Below are 24841 nucleotides of genomic sequence, written 5' to 3'. Positions count from 1 at the left end.
CGCATAATAAGAGGCGTCAAAAAAAAGGGCCTGAAGATCGAAATCTTCAGGCCCTCAAAAGGTGAGAGGTGTCTAGTCCCTCAGCCTGGTGAGCGGTGCAACAAACGCTTAGGCCTTCAGCGGGACCAAGCGTGGAGCGATCATGTTTTCGGGGCGCAGGATGTCGTCGAGCATGGCGTCGTCGAGCAAGCCTTCTTCGCGCACCAGTTCCAGCACGCCACGCCCGCTTTCAAGGGCGATACGGGCGATGCGGGTAGCGTTTTCATAGCCGATGTAAGGGTTCAGCGCGGTGACCAGGCCGATGGAATGCTCCACCAGTTCGCGGCAGCGGGCTTCGTTGGCGGTGATGCCGACGATGCAGTGCTCGCGCAGCATGTCCATGGAGCGTTGCAGCAGGCGGATCGAGTCGAAGATCTTGAAGGCGATCAGCGGCTCCATCACGTTCAGTTGCAGTTGGCCGCCTTCGGCGGCCATGGTCAGCGCCAGGTCGTTGCCGATGACTTGGAACGCGACCTGGTTAACGGCTTCCGGGATGACCGGGTTGACCTTGCCGGGCATGATCGAGCTGCCTGGCTGGCGTGCCGGCAGGTTGATTTCGTTGATGCCGGTACGTGGGCCGCTGGACAGCAGGCGCAGGTCGTTGCAAATCTTCGACAGTTTCACCGCGGTCCGCTTGAGCATGCCGGAGAACAGCACGAACGCGCCCATGTCGGAGGTGGCTTCGATCAGGTCGGCAGCCGGTACCAGCGGCTGGCCGCTGATGGTTGCCAGACGCTGAACGGCCAGGGCCTGGTAACGCGGGTCGGCGTTGATGCCGGTGCCGATGGCGGTGCCGCCCAGGTTCACTTCGGTCAGCAGTTCTGGCGCCAGGGTTTTCAGGCGGGCCAAGTCTTCGCTGAGGGTAGTGGCGAAGGCGCGGAATTCCTGGCCGAGCGTCATCGGCACGGCGTCTTGCAATTGGGTACGGCCCATTTTCAGCACGTGGCTGAACTCGACGCCCTTGGCAGCGAACGCCTGGATCAGGCTGTCGAGGCTGGCCAGTAACGCGTCATGGCCCAGCAGCAGACCCAGGCGGATCGCGGTCGGGTAGGCGTCGTTGGTCGACTGCGCCATGTTCACGTCGTTGTTCGGGTGCAGGTACTGGTATTCGCCCTTGTTGTGGCCCATGGCCTCCAACGCGATGTTGGCGATGACTTCGTTGGCATTCATGTTGGTTGAAGTGCCGGCGCCGCCTTGAATCATGTCCACCACGAATTCTTCGTGGAAATCGCCGCGTATCAGGCGGGCACAGGCTTCGCTGATGGCAGCGTGCTTGGCTTCGCTGAGCTGGCCCAACTCGCGGTTGGCGTCAGCGGCTGCTTGTTTGACCATTGCCAGGCCGACCACCAATTTCGGGTAATGCGAAATCGGAACGCCCGAGAGGCGGAAGTTATTCACCGCTCGCAGGGTCTGGATGCCGTAATACGCTTGGGCAGGTACTTCGAGTACGCCAAGCAGGTCTTTTTCTGTGCGGAATGATGCAGCGGAGGACATGACGAAAATCATCTCAATAGGGACCCGGAACAGGCCGGAACGCTGCGAATGCTAGGCGTGTAGACGTTTTTGGGCCAATGCTGTTAAGCACTGGCCTATGCACAAACGGCATAATGCGCATGTGACCCAGCTATGATGGCGGGCGTGTGTGCCAAAATGGTGCGTACCCGTGGGAGCAAGTGATGAACCTTGAGAGCAAATGGCTGGAAGACTTCAGTGCCCTGGCGGCAACGCGCAGTTTTTCACAGGCGGCAGAACGGCGCTTCGTCACCCAGCCGGCGTTCAGCCGACGCATCCGCAGCCTGGAAGCTGCGCTAGGCCTGACCTTGGTCAACCGCTCACGCACCCCGGTGGAGCTGACGGCGGCGGGGCAGCTGTTTTTGGTCACCGCGCGCACCGTGGTCGAACAGCTCGGTGAAGTGCTGCGCCATTTGCATCATCTGGAAGGCGGGCAGGGCGAAGTCATGCAAGTGGCGGCTGCCCACTCCCTGGCACTGGGCTTCTTCCCGCGCTGGATCGCGCAACTGCGCAACGAAGGATTGAACATCGCCACGCGGCTGGTTGCGACCAACGTCGGCGATGCCGTGCACGCCCTGCGCGAAGGCGGTTGCGACCTGATGCTCGCGTTCTACGATCCCGACGCGGCGATGCAGATGGACGCCGAAATCTTCCCGTCCTTGCACCTGGGCAACACCGAAATGCTCCCGGTATGCGCCGCCGATGCCGACGGCAAGCCACTGTTCGACCTGGAAGGCGAGGGCAGCGTGCCGTTGCTGGCCTACAGCGCCGGTGCGTTTCTCGGGCGTTCGGTGAACTTGCTGCTGCGCCAGCGTGCGCTGCGCTTTACCACGGTTTACGAAACCGCCATGGCGGACAGCCTCAAAAGCATGGCCTTGGAAGGGTTGGGCATCGCCTGGGTGCCGCAGCTCAGCGTACGCGCTGAACTGGCGCGCGGGGAATTGGTGGTGTGCGGCGGGCCGCAATGGCATGTGCCGCTGGAGATTCGTTTGTATCGCTGTGCGTTGGTGCGCAAGGCGAACGTGCGGTTGTTGTGGCGCAAACTGGAAGGTGGCGCGGCGCAAGGCACCTGAGGGCGACGAAAATCAAATATGGGAGCGGCGGTTCCACGCGTCGACTTGCTCGCTCCCACATGATTCTCCAGCGCCTTGGACTGACTCATAAGTCAATAAAACCGCCACTTTGCGCCGCTAGACAGATGGTCATCCAAGGGGCTGTTTATCTTAATTATTACGGTATACTGCGCGGCCTTCGGCCGGTCCAACTGGCCCAATTTCGTACAACAAGCCACGCCGGATTTCCCGCGTGGCTTGTTGTTTTTTGACGCGCCCGCGGGCGCCCAGAGAGAAGAGGCACGACGATGAGTGCATTGGTTGGCGTGATCATGGGCTCCAAGTCCGATTGGTCCACCCTTAGCCACACCGCCGATATGCTGGAAAAACTCGGCATTCCGTATGAAGTGAAGGTGGTCTCCGCCCACCGCACCCCGGATTTGCTGTTCCAGTATGCCGATGAAGCAGAATCCCGTGGCATTGAGGTGATCATTGCCGGTGCCGGCGGTGCAGCGCACTTGCCTGGCATGTGTGCGGCCAAGACGCACCTGCCGGTGCTTGGTGTGCCGGTGCAGTCGGCGATGCTCTCGGGCGTGGATTCGCTGTTGTCCATCGTGCAGATGCCAGCCGGCATTCCGGTGGCGACCCTGGCGATCGGCAAGGCCGGCGCGATCAACGCCGCTTTGCTGTCCGCCAGCATCCTGGGCGCCAAGCACCCGCAGTTCCACGCGGTGCTGAAAAAATTCCGTGCTGAGCAGACAGACAGCGTGCTGGACAATCCAGACCCACGTATCGCCTGAGGTTGTTGACGATGAAAATCGGTGTAATCGGTGGCGGCCAATTGGGCCGCATGCTGGCCTTGGCGGGCACCCCGCTGGGGATGAACTTCGCTTTCCTGGACCCGGCGCCGGACGCCTGCGCGTCCGCCTTGGGTGAACACCTGCGGGCTGACTACAGCGACCCGGACCACCTGCGCCAACTGGCCGACGAAGTCGATCTGGTGACCTTCGAGTTCGAAAGCGTTCCGGCTGAAACCGTAGCGTTCCTGTCGCAGTTCGTGCCGGTCTATCCGAGCGCTGAAGCCTTGCGCATTGCCCGCGACCGCTGGTTTGAGAAAAGTATGTTCAAGGACCTGGGCATTCCGACCCCAGCCTTCGCCGACATCCAGTCCCAGGCGGACCTGGACGCCGCTGTCGCCAACATCGGCCTGCCGGCCGTGCTGAAAACCCGCACCCTGGGTTATGACGGCAAGGGCCAGAAAGTTCTGCGCACTGCCGCCGATGTGGTTGGTACCTTTAACGAACTGGGCAGCGTCGCGTGCCTGTTGGAAGGCTTCGTGCCGTTCACGGGTGAAGTCTCGCTGATCGCTGTGCGTGCACGTGATGGCGAAACCCGCTTCTACCCGTTGGTGCACAACACCCACGACAGTGGCATTCTCAAGCTGTCCGTGGCCAGCACCGATCACCCGTTGCAGGCGCTGGCCGAAGATTATTCCAGCCGTGTGCTCACGCAACTGGACTATGTGGGCGTGATGGCGTTCGAGTTCTTTGAAGTCGACGGTGGCCTGAAGGCCAACGAAATTGCCCCGCGCGTGCACAATTCCGGGCACTGGACCACCGAAGGTGCCGAGTGCAGCCAGTTCGAAAACCACCTGCGGGCGGTTGCGGGCTTGCCGCTGGGTTCCACGGCCAAGGTCGGCGAAAGCGCCATGCTCAACTTCATCGGTGTGGTACCGCCGGTGGAAAAAGTCATCGCCATCGACGACTGTCACCTGCATCACTACGGCAAGGCCTTCAAGGCCGGGCGCAAGGTCGGTCACGCCAACCTGCGCTGCAAAGACCGTGCGACTCTCGAAGCGCAGATCCTCAAGGTCGAGGCGCTGATCGCCGAACAATAACTCAGGGATCGGCGGGAACCATTCGGTGACCGCCATCCTCTGATTGCAGGATGCCCAAGCCTGACTAGGCTTTGGCATAGTTCACTTTCAATCAGAGGGAAATGCCATGGGTATCATCGGAACCATCTTTATCGGCTTGATCGTCGGTCTGCTCGCGCGTTTCCTCAAGCCTGGCGACGACAGCATGGGCTGGATCATGACCATCCTGTTGGGTATCGCCGGCTCTCTGGCCGCGACCTACGGTGGTCAGGCACTGGGTATCTACCAGGCGGGTCAAGGCGCAGGCTTCCTCGGTGCCTTGGTCGGCGCCATCGTGCTGCTGGTGATCTACGGCTTGATCAAAAGAAAGTAATCAGCCGACAAAGTCCTCTGCGCTGCGCAGGCGCAGAGGGCTAGAATGCTCGGCACTTGTACTTGCGAGCCTCTCCATGCGCCGTCTTCTATTGACTCTCCTCTTGCTGGGCTCTGGCCTGGCACACGCCGGCGAACTGCCGGAAACCGACTGGCTCGACCTGATGCCGCTGTCGGATCAAAAAGCCCTCGAAGCCATGCCCGAGATCGACCACAACTCGCCCGAAGCCCAAGGCACCTTTACCGAAAAAGGCGGCTTGAAGCAGAGCAAGGGCTTGCCGGCGGTGATGTATTCCGCCAAGACCGTGGCGGCCATGAACGGCAAGAACATCCGCATCGGCGGCTACCCGGTGCCGTTGGAAACCGACGCCAAGGGCCGCAGCACGCTGTTCTTCCTGGTGCCGTATCCGGGCGCGTGTATCCATGTGCCGCCACCGCCGCCTAACCAATTAGTGTTGGTGCGTTATCCCAAAGGGCTGAAGCTGGATGATATTTACACGCCGCTGTGGGTCACGGGCACGTTGAAGGTGGAGAAGGTCAACAACGATTTGGCCGACGCCGCCTATGCCCTGGATGCGGGGAAGGTACGGGTGGTGAAGGAATCTGATCTCTAGGGCTCAACACCAATCAATGTGGGAGCTGGTTTGCCTGCGATAGCATCGGCTCGGTGTCACTGATACACCGAATCGTCTGCATCGCAGGCAAGCCAGCTCCCACATTTTGATCGGCGTTTACAGGGCGATACCGGCGATGCTCACGCCCAGCGTGTGGCTTTCACCGGGTGCCAGGCTTATCACATCATCCAGCACATTCGCTGTTTCGATGCACAGCATGCCTGTCCAGCCATCGTCAGCCATGTCATCAAAGGCCTTGGCACGCTCGGTCCAGGGGTTCCAGATCACGGTCGACTTCGAACCCTGGCCGGTGAGCTGGATACGGCGCTGCCAGTCGTTATCGATGATGCTCAACTGCGCGGGTGTATCCAGGTAGATTCGGTCGGTCTCGCCGGTGAAGTGCAGCAGCCCGGATTGCTGTTTTGTGCTCCAGCCGTCGGCGGTATCGATATACGCCGATCCGTCCAGCCCTTCGACCTGCACGTTGCGCACATCGCTCACGGCGAAATAAGTGTGCAGCGCCTGGCTGAAGGTCACGGTGTCGGTGCCACGGTTGTGGCTGGTGAGGCGGATATGCAGTTGGTCGTCGAGCAGCAGGCTGAGTGTCAGGTCGACTTGATGGGGCCAACCAGGGAAGCCGCCCGCGGGTACTGGCAGCATCAGGTCAACGCGCAATGCCTTGCCTTCAAGCCTGGTAGCGGCCAATTCCCAGCGTGCTGTGCGCGCAAAACCGTGCGCGCCGGCAGGCTGATCGCTTTGACGCATCGCCTTGACGCTCTGGGGGTTGCGGTCGAACACGCCAAACCACGGCCAACACACGGGGACACCAGTACGAATGCCTTTGCCTTGCTTGAACACCGCTTCAGGGTTCGGCCAGATCAGCGGCTGCTCGCCGTCGCGTCCGTAACTGAAGATATGTGCGCCCTGTTGGGCCACCATCAGTTCGGCGCCGTTGTGGCGGATGCGCCAGCAATCCAGCTCGTCGATTTTCACGGTCTCAACGTGGGGCGTAGGCATAGCAACACTCTTCAATGGCAGGCAATGGGGCAATTGACCGTCAAAACCGTGTGAGGTTTAACGCGCGCGTGACGGTACCGAGCGCGTACGGCCGCTGCCATCGATGGCGACGAACACGAATACGGCCTCGGTGACCTTGCGCCATTCGCTGGACAGCGGGTCGTCGCTCCACACTTCGACCATCATCTGGATCGAGCTACGGCCGATTTCCAGGGCCTGGGTATAGAAGGAAAGCTGTGCGCCCACCGCGACCGGCACAAGGAACGCCATGCGATCAATCGCCACGGTGGCGACACGCCCGCCCGCGACCTTGCTGGCCATGGCTGTGCCGGCGAGGTCCATCTGCGCGACCAGCCAGCCGCCGAAGATATCGCCGAAACCGTTGGTTTCACGTGGAAGCGCGGTGATTTGCAGGGCGAGATCGCCTTGCGGGATTGGATCTTCTTGTTCGAGTTCGATCATGCCGAGGGCCTCTGACCCGTGACGCTTCATGGGTATTTCAAGTGGATAGCCGTCTTATGGAAAAACGTTTGAGCACCAACATACACCGCGTGATGCATTTCTCGTAAGGCGTACTAAAGGGAAACTCTGCCAAATCGGCTGGACGGCACCCAACAACGTTTTGGCACAGCAGCCCCTCAAGACTGCGGTTCTTGCGCCTGCAAGGGCCGAGTATATCGGGACCCTGGCGCCACGACGACCTCTGGGGGCTCATTTGGTCGGCAAATCGCGGCTGTATGGGGGCTTTTTGTGACAACTGTGCTTCTGGTGTGCTTTTCCGGGCGATTTGCTATCTTGCCGAACCTGCTCCGGCCCTTCCAACACCTCGGGCTTGCCGTTCTGACTAATAAGAGAAGCCTTGCCATGTCCTCCGTGCCTGCAAGCAGTGCGCAACCTTCGCGCCCGCTGACCCGCAACGACTACAAAACCCTGTCGCTGTCTGCCTTGGGCGGGGCGTTGGAGTTTTATGATTTCATCATTTTCGTGTTTTTCGCCACCGTGGTCGGGAAACTCTTCTTCCCCCTCGACATGCCCGAATGGCTGCGCATGATGCAGACCTTCGGCATCTTCGCCGCGGGTTACCTGGCACGCCCGTTGGGCGGCATTATCATGGCGCACTTCGGTGACCTACTGGGTCGCAAGAAGATGTTCACCCTGAGCATCTTCATGATGGCCGTGCCGACCCTGATCATGGGCCTGCTGCCGACTTACGCGCAGATCGGCCTGTGGGCGCCAGTCCTGCTACTGCTGATGCGCATCATCCAGGGCGCAGCCATTGGTGGCGAAGTACCAGGCGCCTGGGTGTTTGTCTCCGAGCACGTACCGCCACGCCATATCGGCTACGCCTGCGGCACCCTGACCAGCGGCCTGACCGCCGGCATTTTGCTGGGTTCGCTGGTGGCCACCGCCATTAACACGCTTTATACCCCGGAGCAGGTCTCCGATTACGCCTGGCGGATCCCGTTCCTGCTCGGCGGTGTGTTCGGCCTGCTGTCGGTGTACCTGCGCCGGTGGCTGCATGAAACACCGATCTTCGCCGAGATGCAGCAACGCAAGACCCTGGCCGCCGAGTTGCCGTTGCGCGCCGTGTTGCGCGACCACCGTGGCGCCATTGTGCTGTCGATGCTGCTGACCTGGCTGCTGTCCGCCGGCGTCGTGGTGGTCATCCTGATGACCCCGACTGTGCTGCAAACCGTTTACCACTTCAGCCCGACCGTGGCGCTGCAGGCCAACAGCCTGGCCATCGTCACCCTGAGCCTGGGCTGCATCGCCTCGGGCGCCCTGGCCGACCGTTTCGGCGCCGGCCGCGTGCTGATCGTCGGTTGTGCGCTGTTACTGGCGACTTCCTGGACGCTGTATCACAGCCTGATGGCCCACCCGGACTGGCTGTTCCCGCTGTACGCCTTGACCGGCCTGTTCGTAGGCACCATCGGCGTAGTGCCATACGTGATGGTCAAAGCCTTCCCGCCCGTGGTGCGCTTCAGCGGGTTGTCGTTCTCCTACAACGTGGCCTACGCCGTGTTCGGCGGGCTGACGCCGCTGGCCGTGTCGCTGTTGATGAAAGAAAGCCCAATGGGCCCGGCCTACTACGTTGCCGCGCTGTGTGTGATGGGGATGGTGGTGGGTGGGTATCTCTGGAAGCGCTCCCGCTGATTGTTTGATAACGGTCACTCCCACGGCCTGCGTGGGAGTGATGGCCGTTCCTCGCTGTATCCCCTCCCTTGCCAATAGTGGCCTTTCATCTAACTGTCACATTCCCGACATAGAGTGTTCACACGGCCTCCTGATACTTGGCCCCGATCCAATTATCCCTATCTGCTAGGAGCAAGGCATGAAACTGAAACGTTTGATGGCGGCAATGACTTTTGTCGCTGCTGGCGTTGCGACCGCCAACGCGGTGGCCGCTGGCGTTGATCCGGCAATCCCGGCTTACGTTAAAACCACTGGTGTGTCGGGCAACTTGTCCAGCGTCGGTTCCGATACCCTGGCTAACCTGATGACCCTGTGGGCCGAGGGTTACAAGAAGGAATACCCGAACGTCAACATCCAGATTCAAGCTGCCGGCTCCGCTACCGCGCCACCTGCGCTGACTGAAGGCACCTCCAACCTGGGCCCGATGAGCCGCAAGATGAAGGACACCGAACTGGCCGCCTTCGAGCAGAAGTACGGCTACAAGCCAACCGCTATCCCGGTTGCCGTGGATGCCCTGGCTGTATTCGTGCACAAGGACAACCCGATCCAGCACCTGACCATGGAACAAGTCGACGCCATCTTCTCGTCGACTCGCCTGTGCGGTGCTAAAGCTGAAGTGAAAACCTGGGGTGACCTGGGCGTGACCGGCGACCTGGCCAACAAGCCAGTACAACTGTTCGGTCGTAACTCGGTGTCCGGCACCTACGGCTACTTCAAAGAAGAAGCCCTGTGCAAAGGCGACTACAAGCCAAATGTGAACGAACAACCGGGCTCGGCTTCGGTCGTGCAGTCGATCAGCTCTTCGCTGAACGGCATCGGTTACTCGGGCATCGGCTACAAGACGGCCAGCGTGAAAACAGTGGCCCTGGCCAAAAAAGGCAGCACTGAGTTCATCGAAGACAGCGAAGAAAACGCCCTGAACGGCAAATACCCGCTGTCGCGCTTCCTCTATGTGTACGTCAACAAAGCACCGAACAAGCCTCTGGCGCCGCTGGAAGCTGAGTTCGTGAAACTGGTGCTGTCCAAACAGGGCCAGGAAGTTGTAGTGAAAGACGGCTACATCCCACTGCCAGCCAAAGTTGCCGCCAAGGCACTGGCTGACCTGGGTCTGAAAGAAGGCAACTGATTGCCTCTGCGGGGCCGGCCTGCCGGCTCCGCGTCCGAATTTTCCAATCCGCTGCCAGCTATGCTTCGCGGCGGATTTTTTGCGTCACTGCACTGTCATCTTTCTGTCATACAGGATCGCTAGGGTGTGCGCATGAATGATCTGGCCAATTCCACCATGACGACGACTTCTCCCCCCAAGCGCATTGATTTCAATACGCCTGAGCTGCAACGCAAACGCCGCATTCGCGCGCTCAAGGACCGACTGACCCGTTGGTATGTACTGGTCGGCGGCCTCGCTGTCCTCGGCGCCATCACCCTGATTTTCTTCTTTCTTGCTTATGTAGTCGCGCCCTTGTTCCAGGGCGCCTCATTGACCAAGGAAGACGCACTGACCCCGGCCTGGATCCAGGACGCCGGCAAGCCGCTGATGATTTCCCTCGAAGAACAGAACCAAGTCGCCATGCGGGTTTCCGACAAGGGCCAGGCGCTGTTTTTTGATGTAGCGACGGGCGCCGAACTCAAGCGTGTCGACCTGCCGCTGCCCGCCGGCGCCAGCGTTGCGTCCATCGGCGAAGACCAACCCGGCAGCCCGCTGGTGATCCTTGGTTTGTCCAATGGCCAGTCCCTGGTATTCCGCCACACCTATAAGGTGTCCTACCCGGACGGCAAGAAAACCATTTCGCCTGCAATCGAATACCCTTACGGCGAAACGCCGATCGTGCTGGATAACGCTGGCCGTCCGCTGGAGCACGTCGCCCTCAACGCCACGGACTCCACCTTGGTAGTCGCAGGTTCGGCCGGTTCGCACTTGAACGTGTTGTCCCTGAGCCGTGAAGAAAACATGATGACCGGCGAAGTCACCAGCGAGCAGAAGCGTATCGAACTGCCGCAAATGACTGAGCCCGTGAAGGCGATCTTCATCGACCCACGCCAGCAGTGGCTCTATGTGATTAACGGCCGTGCCCTCGCCGATGTATTCAGCCTGCGCGACAAAAGCCTCAACGGTCGCTACAAGCTGCTGGAAGACGGCAACGCTGAAGTCACCGCCAGCACTCAGTTGGTGGGTGGTATCTCGCTGATCATCGGTAACTCCAAGGGCGGCCTGGCCCAGTGGTTCATGGCCCGTGACCCGGATGGCGAGCAGCACCTCAAGCAGATCCGCACCTTCCAGATGGGCACCACGCCTATCGTTGAAATATCCGCCGAAGAGCGCCGCAAAGGCTTTACCGCCCTCGATGCGTCCGGCAAGTTTGGCGTGTTCCACAGCACCGCGCACCGCACCCTGCTGGTCGACCCGGTGGTCGATGGCGAGGGCGTGTTCGGCATATCGCCACGGGCCAACCGCGTAATTGTGGAAGCCGGCGGCAAGTTGCAACCGTTGATGCTGGACAACCCGCACCCGGAAGTCTCCTGGAGCGCGTTGTGGAGCAAGGTCTGGTACGAAAACTACGACGAGCCTAAATACGTCTGGCAATCGACCGCCGCCAACACCGACTTCGAGCCCAAGATGAGCCTGGCCCCGCTGACCTTCGGCACCTTGAAGGCTGCGTTCTACGCCATGCTGCTGGCTGCGCCGCTCGCAGTTGCCGCCGCGATCTACACCGCTTACTTCATGGCCCCGAGCCTGCGCCGCAAGGTGAAGCCGGTGATCGAGCTGATGGAAGCCATGCCGACGGTGATCCTCGGCTTCTTCGCCGGCCTGTTCCTGGCGCCGTATGTGGAAGGGCATCTACCGGGCATTTTCAGCCTGCTGATGCTGTTGCCGATTGGCATCCTGGTCGCCGGCTTTGTGTTCAGCCGCCTGCCTGAGTCGATCCGCCTGCGGGTTCCCGATGGTTGGGAAAGTGCGATCCTGATCCCGGTGATCCTGTTTGTGGGTTGGCTATCGCTGTACATGAGCCCCTACCTGGAAACCTGGTTCTTTGGCGGTGACATGCGTATGTGGATCTCCCACGACCTGGGCATCACCTACGACCAGCGCAACGCCCTGGTGGTCGGTTTGGCCATGGGTTTCGCGGTGATCCCGAACATTTACTCCATCGCCGAAGACGCTGTGTTCAGCGTGCCGCGCGGCCTGACCCTGGGCTCCCTGGCCCTGGGCGCTACGCCGTGGCAGACCATGACCCGCGTGGTGATTCTGACCGCCAGCCCGGGCATCTTCTCGGCGCTGATGATCGGCATGGGCCGCGCTGTCGGCGAGACCATGATCGTGTTGATGGCCACCGGTAACACCCCGGTGATGGAGATGAACCTGTTCGAAGGCCTGCGCACGCTCGCGGCCAACGTCGCGGTGGAAATGCCCGAGTCGGAAGTCGGCGGTAGTCACTACCGCGTGCTGTTCCTCTCGGCGATGGTGCTGCTGTTGTTCACCTTCATCATGAACACCCTCGCCGAGCTGATCCGTCAGCGTCTGCGCAAGAAATACTCGTCGCTTTAAGAAAGGTAGAAGTCTGTGAAACAGAACTCCCTGAATGGATGGTTCAAGAGCGGCGCCCCTGGCGTCTGGATCAGCGGTGGCGCGGTGTCCATCGCGGTCATCATGACCATTGGTTTGCTGGCTGTGATTGCGGTGCGTGGTTTGGGCCACTTCTGGCCAGCCGACCTGATCCAGGCCAACTACACGGTACCGGGCCAGGCCAATCACATCGTCATCGGCGAAGTGGTGCAGAAAGAAGAAGTACCGCGTGAGCGCCTGAAAAGCGCTGGCCTGCCCGTGCCGAACCAAGGCCCGGAATTCATGACCCGCGAGCTGATCAAGGTCGGCAACCGCGACCTGAACGGCAACGACTTCACCTGGATCGTCGGCGAGTGGCTCAAGGACCAGACCACGCCTGCGAACCTGATGACCATTGAGCGGCGTGAGTGGGGCAACTTCTACGGCACGCTGGTCAACGTCAAACAGGATGGCAAGGTCATCGCCGAAGGCGAAGCTGCGTGGCCAGAGCTGCAGGCCCGGGTCGACCGCGTCAACAAGCTGGCTGCCCAGCTCAAGACCCTGGAGAAGTCCGACATAGGCGCGATCAATGCCGGCCTTGAACGCATCCGCCTGCACGGTCGCAAACTCGAGCTGGAAGGTAAGCTCGACGCCGCCGCCCAAGCCGACATGGACGCTGACCGCGCGGAACTGAACGCCCGTTACCAGGACATCGAGGCACGCTTGGCCGACCTGCATGCCCAGTTCAACCGCGACTCGCTGACCGCCCGTGACGGCAGCGGCAAGGAAGTCGAAATCGGTATCGGTAAGGTGGTGCACGCCTATCAGCCGAATGCCATGGGCACTGTTACCAAGATCGGCTTCTACTTCACCAAGGTCTGGGAATTCCTCAGCGATGACCCACGGGAAGCCAACACCGAAGGCGGGATCTTCCCGGCCATCTTCGGCACCGTGATGATGACCCTGATCATGGCGATGATCGTGACGCCGTTCGGCGTGCTGGCGGCGGTGTACCTGCGTGAATACGCCAAGCAGAACACCTTGACGCGCATCATCCGTATTGCCGTGAACAACCTGGCCGGCGTACCGGCCATCGTCTACGGCGTATTCGGCCTGGGCTTCTTCGTGTATGTATTGGGTGGCTCGGTTGACCGCCTGTTCTTCGCCGAAGCCCTGCCGGCGCCGACCTTCGGTACGCCGGGCCTGCTTTGGGCTTCGTTGACCCTTGCGCTGCTGGCGGTGCCGGTGGTGATCGTGGCCACTGAAGAAGGCCTGGCGCGGATTCCTCGCACCGTACGTGAAGGTTCCTTGGCACTCGGCGCGACCAAGGCGGAGACGCTGTGGAAGATCGTACTGCCGATGGCCAGCCCGGCGATGATGACCGGCATGATCCTCGCCGTGGCCCGCGCCGCCGGTGAAGTGGCGCCGCTGATGCTGGTAGGTGTAGTGAAGCTGGCCCCGTCGCTGCCGCTGGACGGCAACTATCCGTACTTGCACCTGGACCAGAAGATCATGCACCTGGGCTTCCATATCTATGACGTCGGCTTCCAGAGCCCTAACGTCGAGGCGGCACGGCCACTGGTGTACGCCACCGCCTTGCTGCTGGTGCTGGTGATCGCCACGCTCAACTTGTCGGCGGTGTGGATCCGTAACCACCTGCGCGAAAAATACAAAGCGTTGGACAGCTAAAGCCATTCGCCACAAGCGGCAAGCTGCAAGCCGCTTTTGCTCAAATCTTGCAGCTTGCAGCTAAAAGCGTGCAGCTACGAACGGAGTGAGACCATGCAACAAGACACCCATTCCCACGGCATCAACATGTCTGCCCTGGGTCGCGACAAGCAGAGCCTGAGCCTGGCGCAGGAAACCGTGGCCATCGAAGTGCCGGGCCTGAGCCTGTACTACGGTGAAAAGCAGGCGCTGTTCGACGTCAGCATGAACATCCCCAAGCAGCGTGTGACCGCCTTCATCGGCCCGTCGGGCTGCGGCAAGTCGACGCTGCTGCGCACCTTCAACCGCATGAACGACCTGGTCGACGGTTGCCGCGTGGAAGGTGCCATCAACCTCTACGGCACCAACATCTACCGCAAGGGCGAAGACGTGGCCGAGCTGCGCCGCCGCGTGGGCATGGTGTTCCAGAAGCCCAACCCGTTCCCCAAGACCATCTACGAAAACGTGGTCTACGGCCTGCGCATCCAGGGCATCAACAAGAAGCGCATTCTCGACGAAGCGGTTGAGTGGGCACTCAAGGGCGCGGCGCTGTGGGACGAGGTCAAAGACCGCCTGCACGAGTCGGCACTCGGCTTGTCCGGCGGCCAGCAGCAACGTTTGGTGATCGCGCGCACCATCGCGGTGGAACCGGAAGTGCTGCTGCTCGACGAACCTTGCTCGGCACTCGATCCGATTTCGACGCTGAAGGTTGAAGAGCTGATCTACGAGCTCAAGTCCAAGTTCACCATCGTCATCGTGACCCACAACATGCAACAGGCGGCGCGGGTTTCCGACTACACCGCGTTCATGTACATGGGCAAGCTGGTGGAATTCGGCGATACCGATACTCTGTTCACCAATCCGGCGAAGAAGCAGACCGAAGACTACATCACCGGTCGCTACGGCTAGTTCGAGCAGCTGCAAGCCGCACGTTTCAAGCGGCAAGTAAAAGCAGTTTGATCAACGACACACATCAGCTTGCAGCTTGTAGCTTGCGGCTTACAGCTTTTGCGGAGCAAACGCATGATTAGCAAAGAAGGCCTCACCCACCATATCTCCGCGCAGTTCAACGCCGAGCTTGAGGAAGTGCGCAGCCACCTCCTGGCGATGGGCGGGTTGGTGGAGAAGCAAGTCAACGACGCCGTTACTGCGCTGATCGAGGCCGACTCGGGCTTGGCCCAGCAAGTGCGTGAGATCGATGACCAGATAAACCAGATGGAACGCAACATCGACGAGGAATGCCTGCGCATTCTCGCCCGTCGCCAGCCGGCGGCCTCCGACTTGCGTTTGATCATCAGCATCTCCAAGTCGGTGATCGACCTGGAGCGCATCGGCGACGAAGCCACCAAGATCGCCCGCCGTGCCATCCAGCTGTGCGAAGAAGGCGAAGCACCGCGCGGTTATGTGGAAGTGCGTCATATCGGCGACCAAGTGCGCAACATGGTGCGTGATGCACTCGACGCGTTTGCGCGCTTCGACGCCGACCTGGCCCTGTCGGTGGCCCAGTACGACAAGGTCATTGACCGCGAATACAAGACCGCGCTTCGCGAGCTGGCGACCTACATGATGGAAGATCCGCGCTCTATCTCGCGGGTCTTGAGCATTATCTGGGTACTGCGCTCCCTGGAGCGCATCGGCGACCACGCGCGCAATATCTCGGAATTGGTGATCTACCTGGTGCGCGGTACCGACGTACGGCACATGGGCCTTAAGCGTATGAAGGCCGAAGTTGAAGGTTCAGTCGATCAAATCCCTAATGTTCCGGGCGTAACTGACGATAAGTAAGGTTGCCCGAGAAATTAACGCCCGGCCTTTGGTCGGGCGTTTTCGTTTGCGGCAGCTGAATTTATTACGTCTCGGATGAAAGATAGTCCGAACGTGACTGCAGAGTTTTGGCAAAATGCCATCAGTCAGGCGTCTTGCGTGCCGAAGTTTTTATAGGATGAAGGGTCGATGAGTAAAGTCAGTGTATTGGTGGTGGATGACGCCTCGTTTATCCGCGACCTGGTGAAGAAGTGCCTGCGCAACTACTTTCCCGGGATCAAGCTTGAAGACGCGGTGAACGGTAAAAAGGCCCAGGCCATCCTGATGCGCGAATCCTTCGACCTGGTGCTGTGCGACTGGGAAATGCCGGAGATGTCCGGGCTTGAGCTGTTGACCTGGTGCCGTGAGCAACCTCACCTCAAGGCCATGCCATTCGTGATGGTGACCAGCCGTGGCGACAAGGAAAACGTGGTCCAGGCCATCCAGGCCGGGGTTTCCGGTTACGTCAGCAAGCCGTTCACCAACGAACAGTTGCTGAGCAAGGTCAAGCAGGCGCTGCACAAGGTCGGCCGCCTTGACGCCCTGGTCGCCAGCGCACCCACCAAGATGAACTCAGCCTTCGGCAACGACTCCCTGAGCGCACTGACCGGTGGCAAACCCGAAGCGGTCAAGTCGGCGCCAGTGGCTGCTGCTCCTGCGCCGAGCCGTGGCCTGCCCAACAGTCCGCCGGCTCAAGCGCCGGCCGCGGCCGGCGGTCGTGGTCAAGGTCAGTTGCGCCTGTCCAGTGGCACCCAGCAATGCGTGATCAAGGCGTTGAGCATTAAGGAAGCGCTGTTGGTGGTCCGTCGCGGCGAAGTCCTGCCTCAGGTACTGGAAAGCGCCGTGCTCGACCTTGAACAAGGCGACAGCGCTGAAGTGGCGCGCCTCAACGGCTACCTGCATGCCATCGTCGCCTTCGAACCCAAGCCCGACAGCGACTGGCTGCAACTGACCTTCCGGTTTATCGACCAGGACGCGCAGAAACTCGACTACATCTCCCGCCTGATTGCACGTGGTACGGCGCAGAAGCATTTTGTGCCGGGTGCGTGATTTGTAGTGAGCGGACGATGCGGCGACCCGACAAGCCCGCTCGCTACAGACTGTAACGATCCGTTGTTAGCCTGCCGGTCAGTCATTCCGGCAGGTTCACGCCATGCTCATGCGCTTACTACTATGCTGCGGGCTGGCTGCGGTCGTCACTTCGACCCAGGCCATGACCCTCTTCAAGTCCATCGATGCCAATGGCGAGGTGTTTTTCAGTGACCGGCCAACCCCTGGCGCCCAGGCATTTGTGATCCAGGAGCGTCGGGTCGAACGCGTGAAACCGCCGATGCTCCTGGTGCCTCAATCGCGTTATTCACAACAAGCCTACCGCTATCCCTTGCCCTGGCGCGGCGGCCCGTTCCAGCTGAGCCAAGGTCCCAACGGCAGCTTCAGCCATACCGACGCCAAGAGCCGCTACGCCATGGACATCGCCATGCCGGAAGGCACGCCGATCATTGCGGCGCGCAGCGGTGTGGTGGTGAAGACCGAAAATGAGCAGGAGGGGCGTGGCAGTGATGCCTCAGGCAATTTCGTGCGGGTGCGTCACGATGACGGCACCGAGGGCGTGTACCTGCACCTCAAGCACGGTTCGGTGAGTGTCAGGGCAGGGCAGCGTGTAGCGGTGGGAAGCCCGCTGGCGTTGTCCGGTAATACCGGCAACAGCAGCGGGCCGCATTTGCATTTTGTGGTGCAGCGCGCCAGCGAGGCGGGGCTGGTGTCGATCCCGTATGAGTTCAACCAGCCAGTGGGTGCATTGCCCAACTTCGCGTTGGGCAATTGAGGGTTCAATCCAGCAGCAGCACCTTGGCTAACACGATCTTCGGCCCTTTCATCTTCTTGATGATGATGCGCAAGCCTTCCACCTCCAGCACTTCTTCCTCTTCCGGCACCCGCTTGAGGGTGTCGTAGATCAGCCCGGCCAGGGTTTCGGCTTCGATGTGGTCCAGGTCGACACCCAGCAGGCGCTCGACCTTGAACAGCGGTGTATCGCCGCGCACCAGCAGCTTGCCCGGTTGATAGGCCAGGATGCCGCGCTCGGCCTTACGGTGTTCGTCCTGGATATCGCCAACCAGCACTTCCAGCACGTCCTCCATGGTGAGGTAGCCGATGATGTTGCCGTCGGCTTCCTCCACCAGGGCGAAGTGCGCGCCGCCTTTGCGGAACTGCTCCAGCAACTGCGACAACGGCATATGCCGCGACACTCGCTCCAGCGGGCGGGTCAGCTCGGCCAGGTTGAAGGATTCGGGGATGTGGTCCAGTGCGGCCAGCTCCAGCAGCAAATCCTTGATGTGCAACAGGCCCACGAACTCGTTGCGCACCGCGTCATACACCGGGTAACGGCTGAATTTGTGACGACGGAACAGCGCCAGGATTTCCTTGAGCGGAGCGTTGAAGTCCAGGGTCACCAGGTCTTCCCGGGAGTTGGCCCAGTCCACCACCTCTAGCTCGCCCATCTCCACCGCCGAGGCCAGCACGCGCATGCCTTGGTCGCTTGGGTCTTGGCCGCGGCTGGAGTGCAGGATCAGTTTGAGTTCTTCGCGGCTGTAGTGGTGTTCGTGGTGCGGGCCAGGCTCGCCTTGGCCGGCGATGCGCAGGATGGCGTTGGCGCTGGCGTTGAGCAGGTAAATCGCCGGGTACATGGCCCAGTAGAACAGGTACAGCGGCACTGCCGTCCACAGTGATAGCAGCTCGGGCTTGCGGATGGCCCAAGACTTGGGCGCCAGTTCGCCGACCACGATGTGCAGGTAAGAAATCACGAAGAAGGCGGCAAAGAACGACACGCCTTTGATGACTTCCGGGGACTCGACGCCCATCGCGCCCAGGAGCGGCTCGAGGATGTGTGCGAAGGCCGGCTCACCGACCCAGCCCAGGCCCAGGGAGGCCAGGGTGATACCCAGCTGGCAGGCCGACAAGTAGGCGTCGAGCTGGCTGTGCACGGTGCGCAGGATCTGCCCGCGCCAGCCGTTGGTGTGGGCGATGGCCTCGACCCGAGTCGAGCGCAGTTTGACCATGGCAAATTCCGCCGCAACGAAGAAACCGTTGAGCAGTACCAGGACCAGTGCAAAAAGAATCATGCCGAAGTCGGCGAAGAGCGTAGCGAGGGTGATACCAGGGGAAGGGTCCATGATGGGGTTTTGCAGGTTCCGTGTTCAATAAGGGGTGGCAGGTGAGCCTGAAGGGCAGGCCCAAGTCGGCCAATGTAGCGGCTGACGGGGCGCTTGCCTAGTGCTCACTGCCGGGCGGGGCAAGGAATACATTCTCCAAAACAACTCATGTCCCTGTGGGAGCGTCGTTTTCGAGTTACTCGTCTATGCCAACCACCCGCGAACGCGTCATCTGCGCCGGCGGAAAATGGCAGGTAAACGTGCTGCCATGCCCCAGCACGCTGCTGATTTCCAGGCGGGCGCGGTGACGCAAGAGCACATGCTTGACGATCGCCAGGCCGAGCCCGGTACCGCCGGTGTTGGAGTTGCGGCTGGAGTCGACGCGGTAGAAACGCTCAGTCAGGCGCGGCAGGTGCTTGGCGTCGATGCCGATGCCGGAGTCCTGCACGCTCAAATGTGCACCCTGTTCGTCGGCCCACCAGCGGATGCGGATATTGCCTTTGTCCGGGGTGTACTTCACGGCGTTGAACACCAGGTTGGAAAACGCACTGCGCAACTCACCTTCGCTGCCTTTGAGCAGCACGGTCGGGTCGGCTTCCAGGGTGATCTGCTGCCCGCGTTGACCCGAGAGGGCCTGGGCGTCGTTCTTGATGGTCTGCAACAGGCTTTGCACGGCCGCCGGATGGTTATCCGACGGGTAGTCAGTTGCCTCAAGCTTAGCCAGCAAGAGCAGGTCGTTGAGCAGTGTCTGCATGCGCGAACCTTGCTGCTGCATCTGCTGCAGGGCCCGGCTCCAGCGCGGGTTGATCTCGTCGACGTTGTCCACCAGCGTCTCCAGGTAACCGCAGATCACGGTCAGAGGCGTGCGCAGCTCGTGGGAGACGTTGGCGACGAAGTCTTTGCGCATCTGTTCCAACTGATGAATGCGGGTCACGTCGCGTACCAGCATCAGGTGTTCGTTGTTGCCGTAGCGCGTCAGGTACAGCTGGATGCGCACGCGGTCATTGGTGGGCGAGGGGATTTCCAGGGCTTCTTCGTAGTTCTCCTGTTCGAAGTACTCCTTGAAGCGCGGGTGGCGCACCAGGTTGGTTACCGGCTGGCCGCTGTCCTGGGGCGTCTTGAGGCCCAGCAGGGTTTCGGCCGCGCGGTTCCACCATTCCAGGTTGCCGTCGCTGTCGAGCATGATCACAGCGTCTTTGAGCGCGGCGGTGGATTCCTGCACCCGGTCGATCACCGCCTGCAGGCGACCGCGCACCCGTTGGTCGCGGCGTTGCAGGTGGTAGATGCTGTCGAACACCTCGCCCCATAGACCGTAGCCATCGGGTGGTGCTTCGTCGGGTTTGTGCTGGCGCAGCCATTCGTGCAGGCGCAGCAATTGCTTGAGGGTCCAGCCCAGGTACAAGGCAATGCCGACGGCCAGGCTCCAGCCGTAATAACCACTGACCAGGCCCACCAACAAGCAGCCGGTGATCAGCAAAAGCATGTGGCGGATCAGGGTGCCATGCCAGTTTTGGTTCAAGGTGCGTCCTTCGGAGCAGTTTCAAGTTTCAAGCTGCAAGCTCCCAGCTACAGCAGTCCGCTTTGAACTTGCGGCTTGTGGCTAATTGCTTGTAGCTCAACCTTTGGTTGAAAACCGATAGCCAGTCCCGCGCACGGTTTGTACCAGATTCTCGTAGGCCTCGCCCAAGGCTTTGCGCAGGCGGCGGATATGCACATCCACGGTGCGCTCCTCCACATACACGTTGCCGCCCCACACTTGGTCGAGCAACTGGCCACGGGTGTAGGCGCGCTCCTGGTGTGTCATGAAAAACTGCAGCAGGCGATATTCGGTAGGGCCCATCTCGGCCGGCGTACCGTCGATGGTCACGCGGTGGCTGATCGGGTCCAGCAACAGGCCGCCGACTTCAATCGGCGCTTCGCCATCGGTTGGGCCGGCGCGGCGCAATACGGCTTTCAGACGAGCGACCAGTTCGCGTGGGGAAAACGGCTTGGTGATGTAGTCATCCGCGCCGACTTCCAGGCCCTGGATCTTGTTGTCCTCTTCGCCCTTGGCGGTGAGCATGATGATCGGGATGTCCCCGGTCAGCTCGTCACGCTTGAGACGGCGGGCCAACTCGATGCCGGAGGTGCCTGGCAGCATCCAGTCCAACAGGATCAAGTCCGGCTTGCGGTCGACGATAATGGCATGGGCCTGCTGGGAGTTCTCCGCCTCCAGGCAGTCATAGCCGGCCATTTCCAACGCAACGGCGATCATCTCGCGGATGGGCGCTTCGTCGTCAACAATCAGAATGCTCCTGCCAACCATGCTCAAAAATCCTCTTGTCATTTAACTGTCTTGCGCCGCATTAGATAACGGAATTATTGCAGTCGTGTGACAGTAATTTAGTCGCTCGGGCAATTCTCGCCTCTCTGGACTACGCTGTGGGTCCGAATCCTGACAACCAAAATAGGAAGGTTCCAATGACTTACAGCACGATGTCCTGGAAAGCCCTGCTGGTAACGGCCGCGTTGACGCTACCGACCCTGGCGTTCGCGGCGGAGCCGGCGATGACTAAAGATGGGATGCTGGTCGACCACAAGGGCATGACCCTCTACACCTTCGACAAGGATGCCGACGGCAAGTCAGTGTGCAAGGACCAGTGCGCGACCAACTGGCCGCCGCTGAAGGCTGAGTCCACCGATACTTCCATGGGCAAATGGACCGTGATCACCCGCGACGACCAGACCAGCCAGTGGGCTTATGACGGCAAGCCGGTCTACACCTACAAGGATGATAAAAAGGCCGGTGACAAGACCGGTGATGGCAAGGGTGGGGCGTGGCATGTGATCAAGCCCTGACCACGCGGTGCTGCTGACGCCTTCGCGAGCACGTCGAAGGCGTCAGCTCCATCACCACGAAAAACGGCCTCAGCGAACCGCGTAGTCCGCCACAATTCCGACAAAAATCGCCAACCCTGCCCAGTGGTTGTGCAAAAACGCCTTGAAGCACTTCATCCGATCCTTGTCGCGGGTGTACCAGAACTCCCAGGCAAAACATCCAGCCGCCGCCAGCAACCCCAGTTGGAACCAGCCGCCCAACTCAAACCGTGTACCGGCCAGCAACAGGCACACCAACGCCAGGCCCTGTAGGGTAAGGATAATCACGCGATCGGCATCACCGAACAGAATGGCGGTGGATTTCACGCCGATCTTCAAGTCGTCGTCACGGTCTGTCATCGCGTAATAAGTGTCATAGCCCACCGTCCAGAGCAGGTTGGCGATGTACAGCAGCCAGGCAGCGGCGGGCAAGCTGCCGGTCTCGGCGGTAAACGCCATCGGCATGCCCCACGAAAACGCCGCGCCCAGCACCACTTGAGGGTAATAGGTGTAACGCTTCATGAACGGGTAGCTCGCCGCCAATGCCAAACCACCGAGGGACAGCAGGATGGTGGTGGCGTTGGTCAACAGCACCAGCAGAAAACTGATGCCCATCAGCACCGCAAAAAACACCAGCGCTTCCTTGGAACTGATCTTGCCGCTCACCAGCGGGCGCTGCTCGGTGCGCTTCACATGGCCGTCGACCTTGCGGTCGGCCCAATCATTGATCACGCAGCCGCCGGCCCGGGTCAGCACCACGCCCAACACGAAAATCACGATGTTGATAAAGGACGGCGAACCCTTGCCGGCAATCCACAGCGCCCACAGCGTCGGCCACAGCAGCAGGTAGATGCCGATGGGTTTGTCCATCCGGGTCAACTGAATGAAATCCCAGGCCCTCGGGTTCAGGCCGTTCAGGGATTTGAGCAGGCGTTGATACATCAGCAGTTCTCCGGATGGGCATGCAGCGCGTGCCAAAAGCTCGGCAAAAAGATTTCCGCCACTAGCACGCTCAGCGCACCGCGATCAAAGCGTGAGCGGCGTGCCCACAGCCCGTCGGCCTGGTCCGCCGTGGGCAACCATTGCCGCGGGTAATGGCACACCTCGATTGCCTGGCGGGTGAAGGCCTGGTCGCAAAACAGCAATTCACCCAGTGAACGGCTGCCCAACTCATCCATGTGCAAGCCGTCGCCCTGCAAGGCACTGCGCGCCGCCACACTGCGCGCGAACACCCACGGCTGCCCCCTCCCACGCAAATACACTTCACGCACCCAGCCGATACTGGCCGGCGCCAGCGCCAGGGCAGCACATTCATCATCGCGCAGTGGCTGCCAGCCTTCGAACAGTGGCGTCACGCTGAAACCGTCGTCCGACAGACACGTCAGCCGCCGGGTGAGCGAGTCTTCGTTGAACAGCCAGTTGAGGGTCAAGGGCGCGGGCGCAGGGATCAAAAGGCTCTGGGTCAGCCATTGGCAAGCATCGGGAAGGTCGATTGAGTGCGGCACGGTGAGTCAGTATTGGCAGCAAAAGAGGCGGCGAGCTTACCATGGCACCTTGGACTTTTGCCGCGCTGAACCGGTGCCTTGCGTCGATCGTGCTTGCATCTGCCGGCCCCGATCAGTACAAAACGCCCTGAGCTGTACGGCAACGCTGGATCCATCGACCGTCGGCCAAACTGCCTGGACCCTGAGGAAGCAAGTAATGAAGAAGTGGCAATGTGTAGTCTGCGGCCTGATCTATGACGAGAAAGACGGTTGGCCGGATGACGGAATCGCTCCGGGCACCCTGTGGCAGGACGTCCCGGAAGACTGGCTGTGCCCGGACTGCGGCGTGGGCAAAATGGATTTCGAAATGATCGAAATCGGCTGATCTGCAAATTTAAGAACCGTACTACAAGGAGAAAGGAATGAACGCACCTGTCGTGATCATCGGCACAGGATTGGCCGGTTACAACGTGGCCCGGGAGTTTCGCAAGCTCGACAGCGAGACCCCATTGCTGCTGATCACCGCGGATGACGGTCGCTCCTACTCCAAGCCCATGCTCTCCACCGGCTTTGGCAAGAACAAGGAAGCCGATGGCCTGAGCATGGCCGAACCGGGCGCCATGGCCGAGCAACTCAAGGCCGACGTGCGCACCCACACCCGCGTCAGCGGCATCGACCCCGGCCACAAGCGTCTGTGGATCGGCGAGGAAGCAGTGCCCTACCGCGACCTGATCCTGGCCTGGGGCGCAGAAACCGTGCGCGTACCGGTTGAAGGCGATGCGGCTGAACTGATTTTCCCGATCAACGACCTCGAAGACTACGCACGCTTCCGTGCCGCCGCTGCCGGCAAACGCCGCGTTTTGCTGCTCGGCGCCGGCCTGATCGGCTGTGAATTCGCCAATGACCTGATCCTTGGCGGTTATGAAATCGACCTGGTGGCGCCGTGCGAACACGTCATGCCGACCCTGCTGCACCCGGCAGCGGCCGCGGCGGTGCAAGCCGGGCTGGAAGGCCTTGGCGCACGTTTCCACCTGGGCCCGGTGCTCAATCGCCTACAGCGCACCGCTGACGGCGTGGAGGCGCACCTGTCGGACGGTGAAGTGATCCACTGCGACCTGGTGGTCTCGGCCATCGGCCTGCGCCCACGTGTCGACTTGGCCGCTGCCGCCGGCTTGCAGACCAATCGTGGGATCATGGTGGACCGCCACCTCAAGACCTCCCACGCCAACATCTACGCCCTGGGCGACTGTGCCGAAGTCGACGGCCTGAACCTGCTGTACGTGATGCCGCTGATGAGTTGCGCCCGCGCCCTGGCCCAGACCTTGGCCGGCAATGCCACGGCCGTCAGCTACGGCCCGATGCCAGTGACCGTCAAGACGCCGGTCTGCCCGCTGGTGGTTTCACCACCACCACGGGGCACCGAAGGCGTTTGGAGCGTTGAAGGCGAGGGTGCCGACATCAAGGCCCTGTGCCGCGACGCCAGCGGTCGCCTGCTGGGGTATGCATTGACCGGCACCGCCGTGATGGAAAAACTCGCCCTGAACAAAGAACTTCCGCCTTTGCTGGCGTAAATACCGGTCGTTCTGTCGGAATAAGCACGTTTTTCACCTTAGAAAGGTCGCCGCG

The 24841-nt window shown here is 60.9% G+C and carries 24 protein-coding genes; 16 read left to right on the top strand and 8 right to left on the bottom strand.

Translation table 11 applies throughout. The features are described 5' to 3' along the window. Window positions 1-108: 108 nt before the first annotated feature. Window positions 109-1533, bottom strand: coding sequence for an aspartate ammonia-lyase (aspA, locus tag AACY44_RS06295; protein ID WP_339418656.1), 1425 nt, complete (start codon window positions 1531-1533; stop codon window positions 109-111). Window positions 1534-1715: 182 nt separating this feature from the next. On the opposite strand from aspA, the gene AACY44_RS06290 reads away from it, so the two are divergent. From AACY44_RS06290 to AACY44_RS06270, 5 genes are all read left to right on the top strand, one after another. Next, window positions 1716-2624: a LysR substrate-binding domain-containing protein gene (locus tag AACY44_RS06290; protein WP_076952091.1), complete on the top strand. Its 909-nt coding sequence runs from the start codon at window positions 1716-1718 to the stop codon at window positions 2622-2624. Between the two features lie 287 nt (window positions 2625-2911). Further along, window positions 2912-3403, top strand: a complete 492-nt coding sequence (gene purE, locus AACY44_RS06285; RefSeq protein WP_003176980.1) for a 5-(carboxyamino)imidazole ribonucleotide mutase — start codon at window positions 2912-2914, stop codon at window positions 3401-3403. Window positions 3404-3414: 11 nt separating this feature from the next. Then, on the top strand, window positions 3415-4500 hold the full coding sequence (locus AACY44_RS06280; protein WP_339436629.1) for a 5-(carboxyamino)imidazole ribonucleotide synthase: 1086 nt from the start codon (window positions 3415-3417) through the stop codon (window positions 4498-4500). Window positions 4501-4606: 106 nt separating this feature from the next. Further along, on the top strand, window positions 4607-4852 hold the full coding sequence (locus tag AACY44_RS06275) for a GlsB/YeaQ/YmgE family stress response membrane protein (RefSeq protein WP_003231726.1): 246 nt from the start codon (window positions 4607-4609) through the stop codon (window positions 4850-4852). Window positions 4853-4928: 76 nt separating this feature from the next. Beyond that, window positions 4929-5465 carry a DUF3299 domain-containing protein gene (locus tag AACY44_RS06270; RefSeq protein WP_339418662.1) on the top strand — a complete coding sequence of 179 codons (537 nt, stop codon included), beginning with the start codon at window positions 4929-4931 and terminating at the stop codon, window positions 5463-5465. A 117-nt stretch (window positions 5466-5582) separates the two neighbouring features. On the opposite strand, the gene AACY44_RS06265 is transcribed toward AACY44_RS06270, so the two are convergent. Both AACY44_RS06265 and AACY44_RS06260 read right to left on the bottom strand, forming a co-directional pair. Next, the gene (locus tag AACY44_RS06265) at window positions 5583-6482 is read right to left on the bottom strand and encodes a D-hexose-6-phosphate mutarotase (protein WP_339427701.1); all 900 of its coding nucleotides are present in this window, start codon (window positions 6480-6482) and stop codon (window positions 5583-5585) included. Between the two features lie 57 nt (window positions 6483-6539). After that, the gene (locus tag AACY44_RS06260; RefSeq protein WP_003176975.1) at window positions 6540-6944 is read right to left on the bottom strand and encodes an acyl-CoA thioesterase; all 405 of its coding nucleotides are present in this window, start codon (window positions 6942-6944) and stop codon (window positions 6540-6542) included. 402 nt (window positions 6945-7346) lie between these two features. On the opposite strand from AACY44_RS06260, the gene AACY44_RS06255 reads away from it, so the two are divergent. From AACY44_RS06255 to AACY44_RS06220, 8 genes are all read left to right on the top strand, one after another. Continuing rightward, a complete protein-coding gene (locus AACY44_RS06255) occupies window positions 7347-8636 on the top strand; it encodes an MFS transporter (RefSeq protein WP_339418666.1) in 1290 nt (429 codons plus the stop codon). A 178-nt stretch (window positions 8637-8814) separates the two neighbouring features. Beyond that, a complete protein-coding gene (locus AACY44_RS06250) occupies window positions 8815-9801 on the top strand; it encodes a phosphate ABC transporter substrate-binding protein PstS (protein WP_339418668.1) in 987 nt (328 codons plus the stop codon). Window positions 9802-10185: 384 nt separating this feature from the next. Next, window positions 10186-12219 (top strand): ABC transporter permease subunit, encoded by a 2034-nt coding sequence (locus tag AACY44_RS06245; protein WP_339418689.1) that lies wholly within the window; start codon window positions 10186-10188, stop codon window positions 12217-12219. Between the two features lie 15 nt (window positions 12220-12234). Continuing rightward, a complete protein-coding gene (gene pstA / locus AACY44_RS06240; RefSeq protein ID WP_339418670.1) occupies window positions 12235-13905 on the top strand; it encodes a phosphate ABC transporter permease PstA in 1671 nt (556 codons plus the stop codon). 93 nt (window positions 13906-13998) lie between these two features. After that, complete coding sequence (pstB, locus tag AACY44_RS06235) at window positions 13999-14832, top strand: phosphate ABC transporter ATP-binding protein PstB (protein WP_049710890.1); 834 nt, start codon at window positions 13999-14001, stop codon at window positions 14830-14832. 114 nt (window positions 14833-14946) lie between these two features. After that, a complete protein-coding gene (gene phoU / locus AACY44_RS06230; RefSeq protein ID WP_049710891.1) occupies window positions 14947-15708 on the top strand; it encodes a phosphate signaling complex protein PhoU in 762 nt (253 codons plus the stop codon). Window positions 15709-15876: 168 nt separating this feature from the next. After that, window positions 15877-16776: a response regulator gene (locus AACY44_RS06225; RefSeq protein WP_339418675.1), complete on the top strand. Its 900-nt coding sequence runs from the start codon at window positions 15877-15879 to the stop codon at window positions 16774-16776. A gap of 103 nt (window positions 16777-16879) precedes the next feature. Further along, window positions 16880-17551 (top strand): M23 family metallopeptidase, encoded by a 672-nt coding sequence (locus AACY44_RS06220; RefSeq protein WP_339427699.1) that lies wholly within the window; start codon window positions 16880-16882, stop codon window positions 17549-17551. Window positions 17552-17555: 4 nt separating this feature from the next. Here AACY44_RS06220 and AACY44_RS06215 read toward each other — a convergent pair whose 3' ends face one another. From AACY44_RS06215 to phoB, 3 genes are all read right to left on the bottom strand, one after another. Beyond that, window positions 17556-18896 carry a hemolysin family protein gene (locus tag AACY44_RS06215; RefSeq protein WP_065875510.1) on the bottom strand — a complete coding sequence of 447 codons (1341 nt, stop codon included), beginning with the start codon at window positions 18894-18896 and terminating at the stop codon, window positions 17556-17558. A gap of 175 nt (window positions 18897-19071) precedes the next feature. Beyond that, window positions 19072-20358: a phosphate regulon sensor histidine kinase PhoR gene (gene phoR / locus AACY44_RS06210; protein WP_339418690.1), complete on the bottom strand. Its 1287-nt coding sequence runs from the start codon at window positions 20356-20358 to the stop codon at window positions 19072-19074. Between the two features lie 132 nt (window positions 20359-20490). After that, window positions 20491-21180, bottom strand: a complete 690-nt coding sequence (gene phoB, locus AACY44_RS06205) for a phosphate regulon transcriptional regulator PhoB (protein ID WP_010207570.1) — start codon at window positions 21178-21180, stop codon at window positions 20491-20493. 155 nt (window positions 21181-21335) lie between these two features. Here phoB and AACY44_RS06200 point away from each other — a divergent pair, with 155 nt between their 5' ends. Continuing rightward, window positions 21336-21713, top strand: coding sequence for a COG4315 family predicted lipoprotein (locus AACY44_RS06200; RefSeq protein WP_339418678.1), 378 nt, complete (start codon window positions 21336-21338; stop codon window positions 21711-21713). 69 nt (window positions 21714-21782) lie between these two features. Here the strand turns inward: AACY44_RS06200 and ubiA are convergent, their stop codons facing one another. Both ubiA and AACY44_RS06190 read right to left on the bottom strand, forming a co-directional pair. Next, entirely contained in the window at window positions 21783-22673 is an 891-nt protein-coding gene (gene ubiA / locus AACY44_RS06195) for a 4-hydroxybenzoate octaprenyltransferase (RefSeq protein ID WP_339418679.1), read from the bottom strand. Continuing rightward, window positions 22673-23236 carry a chorismate--pyruvate lyase family protein gene (locus AACY44_RS06190; RefSeq protein WP_339529943.1) on the bottom strand — a complete coding sequence of 188 codons (564 nt, stop codon included), beginning with the start codon at window positions 23234-23236 and terminating at the stop codon, window positions 22673-22675. The genes ubiA and AACY44_RS06190 overlap by 1 nt, the downstream gene beginning before the upstream one ends. 196 nt (window positions 23237-23432) lie before the next feature. Here AACY44_RS06190 and AACY44_RS06185 point away from each other — a divergent pair, with 196 nt between their 5' ends. Beyond that, window positions 23433-23600: a rubredoxin gene (locus AACY44_RS06185; RefSeq protein ID WP_003213373.1), complete on the top strand. Its 168-nt coding sequence runs from the start codon at window positions 23433-23435 to the stop codon at window positions 23598-23600. 37 nt (window positions 23601-23637) lie between these two features. Then, window positions 23638-24786, top strand: coding sequence for an NAD(P)/FAD-dependent oxidoreductase (locus tag AACY44_RS06180; RefSeq protein WP_339436631.1), 1149 nt, complete (start codon window positions 23638-23640; stop codon window positions 24784-24786). Window positions 24787-24841 lie beyond the last annotated feature (55 nt).

Origin of the sequence: Pseudomonas sp. RA_15y_Pfl1_P11, assembly GCF_963970975.1 — a bacterium.
GTDB classification, from domain to species: Bacteria; Pseudomonadota; Gammaproteobacteria; order Pseudomonadales; family Pseudomonadaceae; genus Aquipseudomonas; species Aquipseudomonas tritici.
Note: the sequence above shows the minus strand (reverse complement) of the source record. Positions and strands in the feature narration are given on the sequence as shown.